Below are 16,909 nucleotides of genomic sequence, written 5' to 3'. Positions count from 1 at the left end.
ATGATGAAGGCCCTGCTCATGGCGATAGTGCGTGGCTACCGTCTGCTGCTGAGCCCCTGGCTGGGCTCTGCCTGCCGCTTTGAGCCGACCTGCTCTGTCTACTCCCTGCAGGCGCTGGAACGACATGGCGCAGCAGCCGGTTCGTATCTGACGCTGCGTCGGCTGGTACGCTGTCACCCGTGGTGTGATGGAGGGCATGATCCCGTGCCTGAAAAAGCGCCCAAGCTGTTTACTGCTTTGACCTCCTCTTCCTCACCAAAGAAGTCTTCATGAACGACATTCGCCGCACCATCCTGTGGGTGATATTTGGTTTCTCCATAGTGCTGCTATGGGACCAATGGCAAATCCACAATGGCAGACCTGCCACGTTTTTCCCAACTCCTGCGCCAGCGACGGCTACGGCGCCTGCACAGGACAAGCCTGCGGATGTGCCTGAGGCCAGTGCACAGTCTGCTTCTGGTGCGGCTGCGCTGCCTGACATGCCTGAGACCGCGCCCGTTGTGCGCGAAAAAGTCACGGTGTCTACCGATGTGCTGCGTCTGACCTTTGACGGCCAGGGCGGTGCGGTGGTGAATGCCGAGCTGCTGGACTACGCCCAGAACGAAAGCCTGAAGCAGCCTTTCGTGCTGTTTGAAGACAGTGCAAAGCGCGTCTATGTGGCCCAGACGGGTCTGGTGGGGGGCGACTTCCCCACCCACAAGACCGTGATGAACCTGCTGCCTGGCGACCGTGAACTCAAGGACGGTCAGGACGAGCTGCAGGTGCGCTTTGAATCGCCCGAGCAGGGTGGCGTGAAGCTGATCAAGACGTTTACGCTCAAGCGTGGCTCCTACGCCATTGGTGTCAAGCATGAAGTGGTCAACACCGGCAGCGCTGCCGTGACGCCCCAGCTGTACCTGCAGCTGATGCGTGATGGCACGCACGAAGGTGCAGACAGTGCTTTCTACTCCACCTACACCGGCCCTGCGTTCTACTCGGAAGAGCAGAAGTTCCAGAAGGTGTCGTTTGAGGACATCACCAAGGGCAAGGCCAGCTTCCAGGAAACTGCGAACAGCGGCTATGTGGCCATGGTGCAGCACTACTTTGCCAGCGCCTGGCTGCTGGGTGAAGGCATCTACCGCGACAACTTTGCCCGCAAGGTGGGCAACGACCTGTTTGCTGCCGGCCTGATCACGCCGCTGGGCACCATCCAGCCCGGTGAGACCAAGACGCTGGACGCACGCCTGTTCGCCGGTCCTCAGCTGGAGAAGGTGCTGGAAGCGCTGGCTCCTGGCCTGGAACTGGTCAAGGACTACGGCTGGCTGACCATTCTGGCCAAGCCGCTGTACTGGCTGCTGGACAAGATCCACAGCGTGCTGGGCAACTGGGGCTGGTCCATCGTGGGTCTGGTGCTGTTCCTGAAGATTCTGTTCTACTGGCTCAACGCCAAGGCCTATGCCTCGATGGCCAAGATGAAGGCCATCAACCCCCGCATCATGGAGATGCGTGAGCGCCTGAAGAACAATCCCCAGCAGATGCAGCAGGAGATGATGCGCATCTACCGTGAGGAAAAGGTCAACCCCATGGGTGGCTGCTTCCCCATCATGATCCAGATTCCAGTGTTTATTGCGCTGTACTGGGTGCTGCTGTCGTCGGTGGAAATCCGTCACGCCAGCTGGCTGTGGATTTCTGACCTGTCGGCCAAGGATCCGCTGTTCATCCTGCCTGTGCTGATGCTGCTGTCCACCATGCTGCAGACGGCCCTGAACCCTGTGCCGCCAGATCCTATGCAGGCCAAGATGATGTGGATCATGCCGCTGATCTTCAGCGTGATGTTCTTCATGTTCCCCGCAGGTCTGGTGCTGTACTGGCTGACCAACAACATCCTGTCGATTGCCCAGCAGTGGGTCATCAACACACGCATGGGTGTGCCACCGCAGTTCAACCTGCCCAGCTTCTTGAAGAAAACGCCTGACAGCAACAACAAGAAGAAATAATTCAGCCCTTGCGCTGAGAGAAAGCATCAGGGGCCGCGCAAGCGGCCCTTGTTCTTTAAAAACAAGAGCGTTTAGCGCTTGTGTGCTCTAGGTTTCAGATAGAAATCATGCTGAAAACCAATAAAGACGAGCGCAAAGTGCTCCTGTTTTGAAGGAAGGCTGCCGCAGTGGCAGCCCAACATAGGATGACCAGCCATGCTTGCGCGCCATAACGACCCCATCGTCGCCATTGCCACAGCCCCCGGACGCGGGGCCGTGGGCATTGTGCGTGTCTCCGGAAAGCAGCTGGCAGGCTTTGTGCGCCACCTGCTGGGCAAGGATCTCAAGCCCCGCGAGGCCACCTATCTGCCCTTTCGAGACAGCAAGGGCGCGCCCATTGACCACGGTCTGGCGATTTACTTTCCCGGCCCCAACAGCTACACCGGCGAAGACGTGCTGGAACTGCAGGCCCACGGCGGCCCCGTGGTGCTGCAGCTGCTGCTGGCCCGCTGCCTGGAAGCGGCGCAGGCACGCACGCAAGCGGATGCTCCCGTGCTGCCCGGTCTGCGTCTGGCTGAGCCCGGAGAGTTCACCCAGCGCGCCTTCATGAACGACAAGATCGATCTGGCCCAGGCCGAGGCGATTGCCGACCTGATCGACGCCAGCACCGAAGCCGCTGCGCGCAGTGCCAGCCGATCGCTGTCGGGCGAGTTCTCGCGCGAGATTGGCGAACTGCGTGACGCACTGGTGCACCTGCGCATGCTGGTGGAGGCCACGCTGGACTTCCCCGAAGAAGAAATCGACTTTCTGCAAAAGGCCGATGCCTACGGCCAGCTCGACAGCCTGCGCGACCAGCTCGGCCTGGTGCTGGCACGCACCCAGCAGGGCGCGCTGTTGCGCGAAGGCATCAAGGTGGTGATTGCGGGCCAGCCCAATGCGGGCAAAAGCTCGCTGCTCAATGCGCTGGCAGGCGCAGAGCTGGCCATCGTCACGCCGATTGCAGGCACTACGCGCGACAAGGTGCAGCAGACCATCCAGATCGCCGGTGTGCCCCTGCATGTGATTGACACTGCAGGCCTGCGCGACAGCGACGATGAGGTGGAGCGCATCGGCATTGCGCGTGCCTGGGAGGAGATTGCCGCGGCAGACGCCGTGCTCTTCCTTCACGACCTCTCGCGCATGCACGATGCAGACTATGTGGCGGCGGATCTGGACATTGCCCAGACCCTGGCCGATCGGATTGCGCCGAGCATCCCCGTGATTGATCTGTGGAACAAGGCCGACCTGGCAGCTCCGGGCGTGATCGCGGCGCAGATGCAGCCACTGGCTCCGCTGGCAGGCCGCAAGGGCACGGAAGCGCCCCTTAGCCTGTCCGCCCGCACGGGCGAAGGGCTGGATGCCGTGCGCCAGCGCCTGCTGCAGGTGGCGGGCTGGCAGTCGGCCGCTGAAGGTCTGTACATTGCTCGCGCACGCCATGTCGAAGCGCTGCAGGCGGTGGGTGTGCATCTGGAAGAAGCCCATGCCCAGCTGAACGTGCCCGGCCCGGCGCTGGACATCCTGGCCGAAGAGCTGCGCCTGGCGCAGACCGCGCTCAACAGCATTACGGGCGAATTCACCTCGGACGATTTGCTGGGCGTGATCTTCTCCAGCTTCTGCATCGGCAAGTAAGGCACGCCCTCCTTTTCCCAGCGCCGCCCGCTTCGCCGCTACCATGTGCCCATGGCAATAACACCCGGAACAGGGCTATATATGTGGTGGAGACGAATAAGGCCTATCGGGCGCTGCGGCGCCGTGGTGCTGGCAATGGTGGGATTCGGTGCGGCTGCGCAGGTGCCTGCACAGCAGCTGGAGACAGTGCCTGCAGAGGTACAGACCGCAGGTGCACAGCGCCTGCAGGTGCTGGAGCGCAGCGAACTGCCCCGGGCGCGTGAGGCGCTGCAAAGCCATTTGAAGCATTGCGACACGCTGATGGCGGTGCTGCATACCCGCCGCGCCATGGCCATGATGGAAGGGCCGGAGTCGGCCTCCAGCTGGCAGGACATGGAAGTGCTGGTGGCGCAATGCCAGGTGACGGCCAACCAGTTGCGCAGCGCACTACAGGCACTGGAAGCCGAAAAGGCCAGCCTGCAGCAGGCGCAGGGTGCAGCCGCTGCGCCCTAGGCGCTGCATGGCTGCACCTGGCCTGCCAGCGGCGGCCGGCTTATTCCAGTGTGATCTTGGCGTTGTGCACCACGTCGCGCCACTTGACGATTTCGCTGGCCAGGAAGTCCTGCGAAGCCTTCACGGACAGCCCCGCAGGCAGCACGCCCACGCTGTCGAGCTTGCTGGTCACATCAGGCTCTGGCAGCACGGCAGCAATTTCCTTTTGCAGGCGATCGATGATGGGCTGGGGTGTGCCTGCAGGCACGGCCGCCATGAACCAGGCGTCAGCCACAAAATTCTTCAGACCCGCTTCGTGCATGGTGGGCACATTGGGCATGGCAGGCAGGCGTTCGCTGTGGGCCACAGCCAGCGCACGGACATTGCCTGCGTTGAGCTGGGAGTTGATGGTCACCGCCGTCAGAAAGCCAAAATCCGTTTCACCCGAGACCAGCGATACCACGGAAGGCGCACTGCCCTTGTAGGGGATGTGGGTCACATCCACTCCCGCCTGCAGGGCGTAGAGCGCACCGCCCATGTGGTTGGGGCCGCCCGTGCCGGAGGAGGGATAGTTCAGCTTGCCGGGGTTGGCCTTGGCTGCGGCGGTCAGGTCTGCCAGCGAGTTCAGTGGACTCTTGCTGCCCACGGTCAGCACCAGGGGGCTGCGGCCCACCAGGCTCACAGGCGCCAGATCCTTGAGCGGGTTGTAGGGCAGCTTGGGGTAGAGGCTGGGCGAGATGGCCAGGCCGCCTACGTCACCGAGCACGATGGTGTAGCCATCGGGCTCCGACTTGGCAACGCGATCCACGCCAATGGTGCCGTTGGCACCGGGCTTGTTTTCCACGACCACCGAGACGTTCATGCGCTCACCCAGCTTCTGGGCCAGCAGGCGGCCCAGAATGTCGGTCGAGCCACCCGCAGAGTAGGGAATCACCAGGGTGATGGGCTTGCTGGGGTAGGCGTCTGCTTCGGCGGCATGGGCCGTGGTGGCAAAGGCTGCGACACAGGCGGTGGCGGACAGCACGGCGCGCCAGAGGGTGCGGGTGGAAAACATGGATTAGCCTCTCTTAATATGCATAAGCAATTTTGAATCCACGGAGCTTAACGGAAGTTGCTGCTGCAGCAAAACAAGGCAGGCTTGCCGTTTTGCAAATACCTGTAGCGTCTAGCGTGCATGCAAAAAGGGTTTCAGATAGAAAACTGTCTGAAACCCTTAATTTGACAGCGCAAGGCGCTCACTTATTTTTGGCTGTGCTGCCCAGCAGCTGGTTGTGCAGAATGCGGCGGATTTCCACGATGGCCCGCGGGTGCTCCTGCACGCTGTGGCCAAAGGGTACGACCAGCTCGGAGGCCGCACCTTCCAGGTGGGCGCTGTGGTAGGGCACGATGCCGTCACTGCTCTCTGTCAGCGGGCTGCTGGGCGTGTGGTTGCCGATGATGGAGTGGTAGCGCACCTTCGGCGAGATGGGCATGTCGGCCGTCAGACGCACATAGGGGTCGGTGTCGCGCAGGTTGTCGATGCTGTTCGGGATGCGCAGCAGCGAGGATTTGCCAATGCTGGGGCCGCTCTGGGCCAGGCGCCGCGCCACATCGCCAAACTGCTCCAGCATGGAAAACGGCAGCGTGATGAGGTTGGACACCCAGCGGGCCACCCGGTTGTTGGCAAAGTCCGTGCCGCGGTGGGGCGCAGCAATAAAGATGGCACTGCTGACCTGGGGTACCGGGGTCAGCTCCAGAAAGTCCCGCAGCTGGACCTGCTCCTGCGGCGCATCCGGCAGGCCGCTGTGCGCGGCAAACGCATCCAGCACCTTGCCGTCCGATTCACTGACCATCAGGCGTGCCAGCACGCCGCCCATGCTGTGGCCAATCAGCGTGATGTCCTTCGAGGCGCGTGCCGTACCCATGGGGTCGAAGTGGCGCAGCGTCTGCTGCAGTGCCTGGCGTATGGCGTAGTTGTTCAGTGCCAGCGGTGCGTTCGTGGGGTAGTAGACCTGCCAGACCTGGTAGTTGCTGCGCAGGGTTTCATCGCCCAGCACTTCATTGGCCACATTGATCCAGGCTTCCGGGCTGCTGGCCAGACCATGCAGCATGACGATGATGCGGCGGTTGGGGTCATAGGGCTGCATCAGGTAGACTGTGGGCTGGACGATGCCGTTGTTCAGCCCCACCAGCGTGCGCAGCGCCTGGGTGGAAAAGCCCGAGCGCGCCAGCCACAGGCCGTAGCCCGAGGAAAAGTTTCCCGCCAGCGGCACGGTGGTGTTGCCCAGCGGAATTTCGCGAAAGCGGTAGGGGTCGTAGGCGCGCAGCTCCACCTCGCGGGTGGACAGCACTTCCTGCAGCGTGTTGCCGCCAAAGCTCAGGACCGTGGTCAGTGCCGGAAAGAGCGACTCCTGAAACGGTGGCCGGGGCGGGCCTTCTACGTTGCGTTGCTGCACATGGGCGGCCTGTGCTTCTTCCTCGGTCTGAAAGACGGCGACCAGCTCGGCACCCAGTCCGTTGCGCTGGTACTGGTTGCGCAGGCCCGAAAAGCGCAGCGAGGTGGCGGGAATCAACTCCTGCGGCATGCGCTTGTTGGCGGGCAGCCAGACGTGGGAGAAGTCGGTGCTTAGCTTCCAGCGACCAATTTCCTGCGGGATGTGGTTTTCCTGCTGGCGGCTGAGCGCAAAGATGCCGGTCACAGCCTGCTGCACGGCGTGGTTGTAATAGTCACGCACCTGGCTCTGGCGGTCTTCAAAGGCGCGCTCGCTGGGCTCCCGGTGTGTGAAAAACAGATAGGCCCAGGCGTGGCGTGCGGCTTCCAGCCAGGCCTGCACTTCGGCGCTGGTGCGGGTGCCGGGCAGCGAGGGGGCCTGCTGTGCCTGACGGGCCTGGTAAATCCACAGCTCGGCCAGCGCGGCCATGCGCTGCTCGTCATACAGGCCGGTGGCATTGGCCAGGGTGTAGTGACACATGGGCACATCGGCCAGACAGCGCTTGAGGTCCAGATCCAGCACGCGCAGTGATTCCTGGGTGGCAGGGCTGAGGGTGCCGGCCGTCAGCACATCGCTGCGGCGCTCGGCCAGATAGTTTGCAGGGTCGGCAGAGCGTACGGTCACGCCCGCGCAGCCGGCCAGCACGGCAGCAAGCAGACCCACCACAAGGGTGCGCGACAGAAAGGAAGACAACATAGGTTGCGAGTGTAAAAAGGGCGGCGCATGGTTGCGCGCCGCCGCCCAAGAAGGCGCTGGCCCAGGCAGGCTTAGCCTGCGTGCATGTGCTGCCTGGCGTGATGTGTGCACAGCACAGCGCTTTACATGCCTTGGCGAATGTAGCGGGAGAAGTCGATGCTGGCCTGTGTGTCGCTGGCATCTGCCGGGGGCTGCCACTGCTGGGCGCGGGTGGTGATGTCACCACTCTTGCGCTGCAGCTCCAGCGGCTGCATGGAGTCGAGTGCACCTACGTCACGCAGGTACTCGGGCAGGTAGCCGGACACCAGCAGCCGCCAGTCCAGCGGCAGCTCCTGGCCAATGTGCCGTGCCAGCTGCCAGACAATGGTGGTGCAGTTGGCCGTGAGTGTGTTGTAAAAGCGCGGCGCATATTCCAGCAGGCTGGCCTGGCGTGCATAGGCCATGAAGAGTTCGCGCATGGCGGCCTGCGGCATGTGAATGCGGAACATCTGGATTTCTTCGCCGCGCACATTGGTACGCACGCCCAGAATGTCGCGCTCATCGGCGGCAACCAGGGCCATTTCATATTGCTTGAAAAAGCCTGCCAGCGCATCAAAGGATTCGTGCGATTCCTTGCGAATCTCGATGGAAAACACCACGTGCTGCCCGTCCTTGAAGCCAAAGGACACCAGCGTATGGGCAATGGCCGGGCCCATCCAGTACGACAGGGCTACGTCCACACTGTCAAGCTGGTTCAGGTCATAGCTGCGCGTTTCCCAGCGCGGGGTGAAGTCGGTCTCGCTGCGCCAGTCAAAGTTGCGCACATTGCGCAGCTGCACCACAGCAGGCTGTGCAGCATCGGTTTCCACCACGACCAGATGCTCCACATCGGGCGCCCAGTCCAGGTCTGAGCGCGGCAGTATGGTGCTCCACCACACCAGCATGGCCAGCATGAGTACCGTGCCGCCCATCAGCACGGGCAGCATGCGGCGCTGCAGCAGCCCTGCGCCCCACGCCAGCAGCCAGGCAAAGCCCCACACCAGAGCCAGCGCCTGCGCGATATTGTGCTGAGCAGGTGCCTGTGCCAGCAGTGCCATGACGCCCCAGGCGCAGCACAGCATGCACACGGCAGTCAGCAGGAACCACAACACAATGCGAAGACCTCGCCGCCAGGGAGACGGTGTCAGCAGTAGATGGTGAGAGGGCATAAAGGGTGGGTGCGAACGTACAGAAGCGTGAAGAAACACCGAGTTGCAGCCATGGCTGCGCGCATATTCTGACGCCAGAATGCAAAAAAGCCGACAAATGTCGGCTTGTGGAAACACATATGCACAGATGGCTGTGGCTGGTGCTTGTCGCTCAGTGGCCTGCAAAGTCCACCAGTGTGAACAGCGGCAGCTTGCCGGTGTCACGCAGCAGCTTGGAGCCGCCCAGCTCTGGCAGGTCCACAATGGCAGCACCCTCCATGACGGTGGCGCCCAGCTTTTCGATCAGCTTCTTGCCAGCCATCATGGTGCCGCCGGTAGCGATCAGGTCGTCAATCAGCAGCACCTTGTCGCCGGGCTTGACGGCATCCGTGTGCAGCTCGACGGTGGCACTGCCGTATTCGAGTTCGTAGGTCTCTTCTACGGTGGTAAAGGGCAGCTTGCCTTTTTTGCGGATGGGCACAAAACCCACATTCAGCTCATAGGCGATGACGGAGCCCAGGATAAAGCCGCGCGCATCGAGGCCGGCCACCACGTCTGGGCGCATCTCGGGTGACATGTAGCGGTGCACAAAGGCATCGATCAGGATGCGGAATACCTGCGGATTCTGCAGCAGGGGGGTGATGTCGCGGAACTGCACGCCAGGGGCTGGCCAGTCGGGCACGGTGCGGATGTGCTGGCGAAGGTAGTCGTTGACGCTGGTGGTGTACATGGTGGGCTCAGAGCGCAGTCGCTCCGGAAAGGGGCAGAAAGTCATCGCACGTGTGTGCAATGACCGACAGATTAAAACAGGCCCAGGCCCTGCCGCACAGGGGGCAGGATCAAAGGCGGTGAACGGGCAAAAGTGTACTAAGTGCCTGCACCTTGCGCATACGGGGGGGCGCTTCACTGCGATGTAATCTGCTGTTATCTCCACACATGCTGCACTGCAGCAGCGCTTGCGCTAGGAAAAGTGCACCGCTTACCCTTGAGTGGTGCTGCAGGAGTCAGGTACGCAGGGCAGACAAAGCCCAGTGGTCGATAAAATTGCCGGATGAACACCCTTACGCATACTGCACCCGTTCTGGGCGCTTCGCAGGCGCTGGCCATCGCGCGCGAAACACTGTCTATTGAGATTCAGGCCCTGCAAGCGCTGGCACAGCGACTGGACGACAGCTTTGTACAGGTGGCGCAGGCCATTCTGAGCACCCCCGGCCGTGTGGTGGTCACAGGCATGGGCAAGAGCGGTCACGTTGGCCGCAAGATCGCCGCAACGCTGGCTTCCACCGGCACGCCTGCCTTTTTCATGCACCCTGCAGAAGCCAGCCACGGTGATCTGGGTATGGTGACGCGTCAGGATCTGGTGCTGGCGATCTCCAACAGCGGTGAGAGCAATGAGCTGACCGCCTTGCTGCCAGCGCTCAAGCGCCAGGGTGTGCGCATTGTGGGCATGACGGGTGGTGCGCACTCCAGCCTCGCCAAGCATTCGAACTGGGTGCTGGATACCAGCGTGGTGCGTGAGGCCTGTCCATTGAATCTGGCACCTACAGCCAGCACCACGGTGCAGCTGGCGCTGGGCGATGCCCTGGCCATGGCGCTGCTGGATGCACGTGGTTTCAAGGCCGAAGACTTTGCGCTGTCTCATCCCGGTGGTGCGCTGGGCCGCAAGCTGCTGACCCATGTGCGTGATGTGATGCGCAGCGGCGATGATGTGCCCAGTGTGCTGGCAGACGATGGCTTTGACCGTCTGATGCGTGAAATCAGTGCCAAGAGCCTGGGGGCCAGCGCGGTGGTCGATGCCGATAGCCGTGTGCTGGGCATTTTTACCGATGGCGATCTGCGTCGCCGCATTGAAGACGGTGCGGATCTGCGCAATGCCAAGGCAGGAGACCTCATGCACAAGCAGCCTCGCACCATTGCACCGGAGGCTCTGGCCGTAGATGCCGCGCACATGATGGAGCAGCACGGCATTACCTCGGTGCTGGTGGTCGATGCAGACCGCCGTCTGCTGGGCATGGTACATATCCGTGACCTGATGCTGGCCAAGGTGATCTGATGCCCAAGCGCCTCGCCACACCTGCCTTGCAGTTTGCGCCCGAGCTTTTGCTGCAGGCCCAGCCCGTGCGCATTGCCTTTTTTGATGTCGATGGTGTGCTGACCGATGGTGGTCTGCATTTCTCGGAGCAGGGCGAAACCACCAAGCGCTTCAACACCCTCGATGGCCACGGCATCAAGCTGCTGCAAAAAGCGGGCATCGCGCCTGCCGTGATTACGGGGCGTGATTCTGCTCCGCTGCGCCTGCGCCTGAAGCAGCTGGGTGTGCAGCATGCGGTCTATGGCACGGAAGATAAGCTGCCTGCAGCACAGGCTATTTTGGACAGCCTGGGGCTGGCCTGGAGCCAGGCTGCCATGATGGGCGATGACTGGCCTGACCTGCCCGTCATGCAGCGCTGTGCCCTGGCCTGCGCACCCTGCAACGCACACCCTGAGAATCTGGCGGTGGCAGACTTTGTGACACGTGCGCAAGGTGGTCAGGGTGCGGTGCGCGAACTGTGCGATCTGCTGCTGGTCGCCAGCGGCCATTACCGAACTTTGCTGGAGACGTACCTGGCATGAAAAAACCTTTGCAGCGTGCGTGGGAGCATGCCTCCATCTACCTGCCCGTCGTGCTCATGGCCATGCTGGCCATGGGGACCTGGTGGCTGGTGCGCCATGCGCCCAAGCCGCTGCAGGTTCAGACGGAAAGCGCGCTCACGGATGACCCGGACTATGTGATGGAGCGCTTTTCTGTGCACCAGTTCGACGGTAGTGGTCGCCTGACCAATGTGATGACGGGCACGCAGGCGCGACATCTGCCCAAGTCGGACGTTCTGGAGGTGGACGACGTCCGTACACGCAGCATTGCGCAGGATGGCGTGGTGACCGTGGCATCTGCTAAGCGCGGTATCAGCAACTCGGATTCCTCGGAAGTACAGCTGGTGGGCGATGCCGAAGTGCTGCGTACATCGCCGCAGAATCCCTCGCAGCCCATGCGTGTGAGGGGTGAATTTCTGCATGCCTGGACCAATGAGGAACGCGTGCAGTCGCATTTACCCGTGGTATTGAACCGCGGCAAAGACCAGTTCACGGGTGACTCCATGAACTACGACAATATTTCACAGACGACCGAGCTGAATGGCCGTGTGAAAGGGATTATTTATCCGAAGAATCAATAATCTCAGATTTATTCTGAATGTGTTGTAGGACATAACTTTCAAAAGGCCCTGTAGGGCCTTTTTGATTTTCTGTAGTTTCAGAAACCGTTACCGTCCTGATGACTGGATTTATTGCCGGCATTGTTGCGGTTGCGCATATTGGTGCCATAAGGGCTGCGGAAGCCGCCATCGTTGCGCCCTGCATGGCCTGGCGCCTGAAAGCCGCCGCCGTTGTTATTGCTGCGTGGCGGCCTTGGCTCCATGGGGCGGGCAATATTGACAATGAGACTGCGACTGCCCAGTGGCTGACCATTCATGCCTTCAATGGCAGCGCTGGCTTCTGCTTCAGCACTCATCTCGACAAAGCCAAAACCTTTGGAGCGACCGGTATCTCTTTCCATCATCACTCGGGCACTCACAACCGTTCCAAACTGGGTGAAGGCCTGATGTAAATCATGATCGCGAACGGCATAGGGTAAATTCCCTACATATAACTTGCTGCCCATTAAAGACTCCTGTGCCATTTAACCAATGGAGCTTTTGCTTCCACTACATATCATGAGGAGCGGTTAATGCATCAACCGCGGAAAACATTATTGGGGTAGTTGCAAAAATATGGCAACCGTTCAGAAGTAAAAGATGTCAATAAAACAAAAAAGGAACCCGAAGGTTCCTTTTTGCAACGCCAGTGCAACTAGTGCACTTGAGCGCTTGAATTAGTAGCTGTTGCGGCCACCAAAGCCACCGCCGTAGCCGCCACCGTTGCCACGGCCACCGCCGAAGCCACCGGAGCGGGGAGGACGAGGCTCCATGGGGCGAGCTTCGTTGACCACCAGGTCACGGCCGCCGTAGTTTTGGCCGTGCATGCCCTGGATAGCGGATTGGGCTTCAGCGTCGCTGCCCATTTCTACGAAGCCAAAGCCCTTGGAGCGGCCTGTGTCACGCTCCATCATGACCTTTGCGCTCTGCACGGAGCCGAACTGAGAGAAGGCTTGTTCGAGATCGTTGTCGCGGAAAGCGTAGGGCAGGTTGCCTACGTACAGTTTGTTGCCCATGTTTGGGACTCCTGGAAAAAAACTTGAAACGCGATGGAGCCCTAATCGAAAGCCAGCTAACCGTGACCCACCTTAGAGACGCAAACGCACTAGCTCCTGTGCCCGCGCACCTGGGAGCGAGGTCATTATGAGGCAAGGTGTTCGGCTGGCAATGGAATTTCTGCGCAATTTATACGCGGATACAACAGACCTTCGGGCTTTCCCCCAGTGTTGCTTTGCACTGCATGGAAAGTGGCGGCAGACAGCGCAAAGAATTTTTCAATCGCTACAATAGCCAAGTCCTTGGGGAGTAGTCCGTTTGGCGTGCAATGCGCCAAAGGCATGCATCAACAGACTTGGCGCCTTCGCGCTATGGTGCATGCGGCTTGGAAGAGCTGGGCAAGACCATTGACTGCAACCGTTCCAAAGGCTGGCGCGGTGGTAGTCAATGCGTGTTTAAGCCAGCCTGTAACTATTTACCCCGCATATATGGAAGCCTTCCTCGTCTCAACCGGCATTGTGGCCCTCGCAGAAATGGGCGACAAAACGCAGTTGCTGTCTCTGGTGCTGGCCGCACGTTTTCGCAAACCCTGGCCTATCGTTCTGGGCATTTTCGTGGCCACGATGATTAACCACGGCCTGGCAGGCGCGGTGGGCGCTTGGATCAATGCCTGGGTGGGGCCGGATGCCATGCGCTGGATTCTGGGTGTGTCCTTTATCGCGATGGCCATCTGGATGCTCATCCCTGACAAGCTCGATGACGAAGGCGTGGATAACCACTCACGCTGGGGCGTGTTTGGCACCACCGTGATGGCGTTCTTTCTGGCCGAGATGGGCGACAAGACGCAGATCGCTACCGTGATGCTGGCTGCGCAGTACAACGCCTATCTGTGGGTGGTGCTGGGCTCGACGCTGGGCATGATGCTGGCCAATGCGCCTGTGGTGTGGCTGGGGGACAAGCTGGTCAAGAAAGTGCCTATCCGCATGGTGCACATCATGTCAGCCGGCATCTTCCTGGTGCTGGGCGTGCTGGCGCTCTTGTCCAAGGATGTGCCAGCTTTGGCATAATGCGGACTTACGCGCCGATTTGCTTCTGCTTGCGGGCGCTTTATAAATCCTGCTAAAGACGAAACCGAATGTATTGAACCCGGCCTCGTTTTTAGCGATGCCGGGTTTTTTTATGTCCTTCATCGCCACACCACAATCCATGCATTTCGCCGATGCGCTGCCGCTGCAAAGCGGCAAGAGCATCCGCGACTACACCCTGGCGTACGAGACTTACGGCACACTCAATGCCGACAAGTCCAACGCCATCCTCGTCTGCCATGCCCTGAACGCCTCGCACCATGTCGCAGGCGTCTACGAAGGCCAGCCCAAGAGCGCGGGCTGGTGGGACAACATGATTGGTCCCGGCAAGTCGGTAGATACCAACAAGTTCTTTGTCATTGGGGTGAACAACCTGGGCTCGTGTTTTGGCTCTACAGGCCCCATGCACACCAACCCTGACACAGGCAAGGTGTATGGCTCCAGCTTTCCCGTGCTGACGGTGGAAGACTGGGTCCACGCGCAGGCGCGCCTGCTGGATCGGCTCGGCATCCAGCAGCTGGCGGCGGTGCTGGGCGGCAGTCTGGGCGGCATGCAGGCGCTGAGCTGGACGCTGCAGTACCCCGAGCGCATGCGCCACGCCGTGGTGGTGGCCAGCGCGCCCAACCTGAATGCAGAGAACATTGCCTTTAACGAAGTGGCGCGCCGCGCCATCGTGACGGACCCTGACTTTCACGGCGGTGACTTCTACGAGCACGGCGTGATTCCGCAGCGCGGCCTGCGCATTGCGCGCATGATTGGTCACATCACCTACCTGAGTGATGATGTGATGAACCAGAAATTTGGCCGTGAGCTGCGCGAAGGGCCGAACATCAAGTTCACCACGCAGGACATCGAGTTCCAGATTGAGAGCTATCTGCGCTACCAGGGCGACAAGTTCAGCGGCTACTTTGATGCGAACACTTATTTGCTGATCACACGTGCACTGGACTACTTTGACCCCGCCAAACAATACGGCGGCAGCCTCAAGGCCGCACTGGCGCAGAGCCTGGCCAAGTTCTTCCTCGTGAGCTTTACCACCGACTGGCGCTTTGCCCCCGGCCGCAGCCGCGAGATCGTGCAGGCCCTGCTGCAAAACGGCCGCGATGTGAGCTACGCCGAGATTGACGCCCCGCACGGCCATGACGCCTTCCTGCTGGACGACCCCCGTTACATGGCCGCCATGCGCGCCTACTTTGAAGGTATTGCCAAGGAGTTCACCGCATGAGCGCGACACCCACCATGCAAGCATTGGCCCAGCTTGTGCCCGAAGGCGCACGCGTGCTGGATCTGGGCTGCGGCGACGGCAGCTTTCTGGACTATCTGCAGCGCGAGCGCGGCTGCACCGGCTATGGCGTGGAGATTGACGACGCCAATGTGCTGGCCTGCGTCAAGCGCGGCATCAATGTGCTGCAGCTCAACCTGGACGATGGCCTGACCATTTTTGACGACAACAGCTTTGACATGGTGCTGCAGATCAACACGTTGCAGCACCTGCGCAATGCCGAGACCATGCTGCGTGAAACGGCCCGCGTAGGCCGCATGAGTGTGGTGAGCTTTCCCAACTTTGCGCACTGGCCCAACCGCTTTTCGGTGCTGCGCGGGCGCATGCCTGTGACGCGCCACCTGCCTTACCAGTGGTATGACACGCCGAACATTCGCGTGGGTACGTTCAAAGACTTTGAGGTGCTGGCCAACAAGAACCGCCTGAACGTGGTCGATGCCTTTGGCCTGAAGGAAGGCCAGATCATCCGCACCTTACCCAATCTGCGCGCCAGCACGGCAGTGTTCTGTCTGGAGCGCGGCTGACAGTGAGGTGACAGGCCAGGCAAGGCCTGCCTGCCCATAATGCGTCTTGCAAGTGCTGTGCGTACCACGCATGGCATTCAAAACAATAGCTGCTTGCGCTTGATATTCAAGGTTTTCAATGTCTTTTGTATTTGAAAACAAGCATTCATAAGCGCTAGCTGCTCCTGTTATTTTGAAGATCAAGGGCAGGAATATGAAAGCCAGTCATTCGCGCACATCGGCCTGCATGGGGGCTGTTCTGGCCGCCACCATCTGGCTCAGCGGCTGCGTCACCAGCCAGCCGTTGCAGCAACACAGCGCAGTACAAGCAGAGGTGGCCAGACCTTTGCTGATTGCGCACCGCGGCGCATCGGCTGTGCGTCCGGAGCACACGCTGGAAGCCTACCGTGAAGCCATGCGCGCAGGGGCGGACTTTATCGAGCCTGACCTGGTCATCACCAAGGATGGTGTGCTGGTGGCGCGCCACGAAAACGCGATGGCCATTTTGAATGCCGACGGCAGCGTCAAAGAGGCCACCACCAATGTGGCTGAGCGCCCGGAGTTCGCTGACCGCAAGACCACCAAGCGCATAGATGGCAAGGACATCACGGGCTGGTTTGCCGAAGATTTCACACTGGCAGAACTCAAGACCCTGCGAGCACGCGAGCGCATTCCTGCCGTGCGTCCTGCTAATGTGCGCTTTAACGACCAGTTTGAAGTGCCAACGCTGCAGGAAATCATTGACCTGGCCAAGGCAGAAAGCGCCAGGCTGGGCCGCACGATTGGCATTTATCCAGAAACCAAGCACCCTAGCTACTTTCAGTCCATCGGCCTGCCGCTGGAGCCTGCCCTGCTGAAGGTGCTGGAGGACAATGGCTGGAACCATGCCGATGCACCCGTGCTGGTGCAGTCTTTTGAGGTCAGCAATCTGCGCCAGCTTCGCAGCCAGAGCGCGGTGCGCCTGGTGCAGCTGGTCATGCCCAAAGGCAGTCCCTATGACGCCGTGGCTGCAGGCAAGGCCACCACGTACGCAGACATGCTCACACCGCAGGGCCTGGCCGACATTGCCAGCTATGCCTATGGGCTGGGCCTGAGCAAGAGCATGGTGATCCGCGTGGTGGACGGAAAGAACACACCGGCCTCTCCGCTGGTCGCGCAGGCCCAGAAGGCTGGTCTGAAAGTGCATGCTTGGACCCTGCGCCCGGAAAACCAGTTTCTGCCAGCCAGCCTCAAGGCTCAGCCCGCCAGCAATGCTGCCTTGCGTGGCAATGCGCAGGCCGATATGGAAGACTTTCTGAGCGCAGGCATTGATGGCGTGTTTACCGACGACCCCGCTGTGGGCATGCAGACCATGCAGCGCATGGGTCTGCGCTGATGGGTGTGAGG

17 protein-coding genes and 1 riboswitch are annotated in these 16,909 nt (G+C 60.7%); of the genes, 11 read left to right on the top strand and 6 right to left on the bottom strand.

Annotated elements, in window-relative coordinates; all coding sequences use genetic code 11:
* From yidD to F7P80_RS09125, 4 genes are all read left to right on the top strand, one after another.
* A complete protein-coding gene (gene yidD, locus F7P80_RS09140; RefSeq protein ID WP_054065384.1) occupies positions 1-273 on the top strand; it encodes a membrane protein insertion efficiency factor YidD in 273 nt (90 codons plus the stop codon).
* Complete coding sequence (gene yidC, locus F7P80_RS09135; protein ID WP_054065385.1) at positions 270-1,976, top strand: membrane protein insertase YidC; 1,707 nt, start codon at positions 270-272, stop codon at positions 1,974-1,976. Before yidD ends, yidC begins: the two co-directional genes overlap by 4 nt.
* A 195-nt stretch (positions 1,977-2,171) precedes the next feature.
* On the top strand, positions 2,172-3,623 hold the full coding sequence (gene mnmE / locus F7P80_RS09130; RefSeq protein ID WP_151044224.1) for a tRNA uridine-5-carboxymethylaminomethyl(34) synthesis GTPase MnmE: 1,452 nt from the start codon (positions 2,172-2,174) through the stop codon (positions 3,621-3,623).
* Between the two features lie 135 nt (positions 3,624-3,758).
* Positions 3,759-4,115 carry a hypothetical protein gene (locus F7P80_RS09125; protein ID WP_151044221.1) on the top strand — a complete coding sequence of 119 codons (357 nt, stop codon included), beginning with the start codon at positions 3,759-3,761 and terminating at the stop codon, positions 4,113-4,115.
* 40 nt (positions 4,116-4,155) lie between these two features.
* On the opposite strand, the gene F7P80_RS09120 is transcribed toward F7P80_RS09125, so the two are convergent.
* The 4 genes from F7P80_RS09120 to F7P80_RS09105 all read right to left on the bottom strand — a co-directional run bounded on the left by F7P80_RS09120 (position 4,156) and on the right by F7P80_RS09105 (position 9,157).
* Entirely contained in the window at positions 4,156-5,148 is a 993-nt protein-coding gene (locus tag F7P80_RS09120; RefSeq protein WP_054065388.1) for a Bug family tripartite tricarboxylate transporter substrate binding protein, read from the bottom strand.
* Positions 5,149-5,329: 181 nt separating this feature from the next.
* The gene (locus F7P80_RS09115; protein WP_151044218.1) at positions 5,330-7,261 is read right to left on the bottom strand and encodes an esterase/lipase family protein; all 1,932 of its coding nucleotides are present in this window, start codon (positions 7,259-7,261) and stop codon (positions 5,330-5,332) included.
* Between the two features lie 122 nt (positions 7,262-7,383).
* Entirely contained in the window at positions 7,384-8,391 is a 1,008-nt protein-coding gene (locus tag F7P80_RS09110) for an Lnb N-terminal periplasmic domain-containing protein (protein WP_249041422.1), read from the bottom strand.
* 208 nt (positions 8,392-8,599) lie between these two features.
* Complete coding sequence (locus F7P80_RS09105) at positions 8,600-9,157, bottom strand: adenine phosphoribosyltransferase (protein ID WP_054065437.1); 558 nt, start codon at positions 9,155-9,157, stop codon at positions 8,600-8,602.
* A gap of 321 nt (positions 9,158-9,478) precedes the next feature.
* Here F7P80_RS09105 and F7P80_RS09100 point away from each other — a divergent pair, with 321 nt between their 5' ends.
* The 3 genes from F7P80_RS09100 to lptC are packed head-to-tail and all read left to right on the top strand — an operon-like array spanning position 9,479 to position 11,639.
* Positions 9,479-10,480: a KpsF/GutQ family sugar-phosphate isomerase gene (locus F7P80_RS09100; protein ID WP_151044215.1), complete on the top strand. Its 1,002-nt coding sequence runs from the start codon at positions 9,479-9,481 to the stop codon at positions 10,478-10,480.
* Complete coding sequence (locus tag F7P80_RS09095; RefSeq protein WP_151044212.1) at positions 10,480-11,040, top strand: KdsC family phosphatase; 561 nt, start codon at positions 10,480-10,482, stop codon at positions 11,038-11,040. Before F7P80_RS09100 ends, F7P80_RS09095 begins: the two co-directional genes overlap by 1 nt.
* Positions 11,037-11,639: an LPS export ABC transporter periplasmic protein LptC gene (gene lptC / locus F7P80_RS09090; RefSeq protein WP_151044209.1), complete on the top strand. Its 603-nt coding sequence runs from the start codon at positions 11,037-11,039 to the stop codon at positions 11,637-11,639. Before F7P80_RS09095 ends, lptC begins: the two co-directional genes overlap by 4 nt.
* Before the next feature lie 77 nt (positions 11,640-11,716).
* On the opposite strand, the gene F7P80_RS09085 is transcribed toward lptC, so the two are convergent.
* Together F7P80_RS09085 and F7P80_RS09080 are read right to left on the bottom strand one after the other, a co-directional pair.
* The gene (locus F7P80_RS09085; RefSeq protein ID WP_151044205.1) at positions 11,717-12,124 is read right to left on the bottom strand and encodes an RNA recognition motif domain-containing protein; all 408 of its coding nucleotides are present in this window, start codon (positions 12,122-12,124) and stop codon (positions 11,717-11,719) included.
* Between the two features lie 210 nt (positions 12,125-12,334).
* Positions 12,335-12,673 carry an RNA-binding regulator gene (locus tag F7P80_RS09080; protein ID WP_054065394.1) on the bottom strand — a complete coding sequence of 113 codons (339 nt, stop codon included), beginning with the start codon at positions 12,671-12,673 and terminating at the stop codon, positions 12,335-12,337.
* 272 nt (positions 12,674-12,945) lie between these two features.
* A riboswitch (yybP-ykoY riboswitch) is annotated at positions 12,946-13,120 on the top strand.
* A 21-nt stretch (positions 13,121-13,141) separates the two neighbouring features.
* Here F7P80_RS09080 and F7P80_RS09075 point away from each other — a divergent pair.
* The 4 genes from F7P80_RS09075 (at position 13,142) to F7P80_RS09060 (ending at position 16,898) form a co-directional block, all read left to right on the top strand.
* Positions 13,142-13,720: a TMEM165/GDT1 family protein gene (locus tag F7P80_RS09075; RefSeq protein WP_151044202.1), complete on the top strand. Its 579-nt coding sequence runs from the start codon at positions 13,142-13,144 to the stop codon at positions 13,718-13,720.
* Between the two features lie 112 nt (positions 13,721-13,832).
* Positions 13,833-14,963 (top strand): homoserine O-succinyltransferase MetX, encoded by a 1,131-nt coding sequence (gene metX, locus F7P80_RS09070; protein ID WP_151044199.1) that lies wholly within the window; start codon positions 13,833-13,835, stop codon positions 14,961-14,963.
* Entirely contained in the window at positions 14,960-15,544 is a 585-nt protein-coding gene (gene metW / locus F7P80_RS09065) for a methionine biosynthesis protein MetW (protein ID WP_151044196.1), read from the top strand. Before metX ends, metW begins: the two co-directional genes overlap by 4 nt.
* A 193-nt stretch (positions 15,545-15,737) precedes the next feature.
* Positions 15,738-16,898: a glycerophosphodiester phosphodiesterase gene (locus tag F7P80_RS09060; RefSeq protein WP_151044193.1), complete on the top strand. Its 1,161-nt coding sequence runs from the start codon at positions 15,738-15,740 to the stop codon at positions 16,896-16,898.
* The last annotated feature ends 11 nt before the right edge of the window (positions 16,899-16,909 follow it).

This window comes from Comamonas kerstersii, assembly GCF_008801935.1.
Taxonomy (GTDB): domain Bacteria; phylum Pseudomonadota; class Gammaproteobacteria; order Burkholderiales; family Burkholderiaceae_C; genus Comamonas; species Comamonas kerstersii.
Note: the sequence above shows the minus strand (reverse complement) of the source record. Positions and strands in the feature narration are given on the sequence as shown.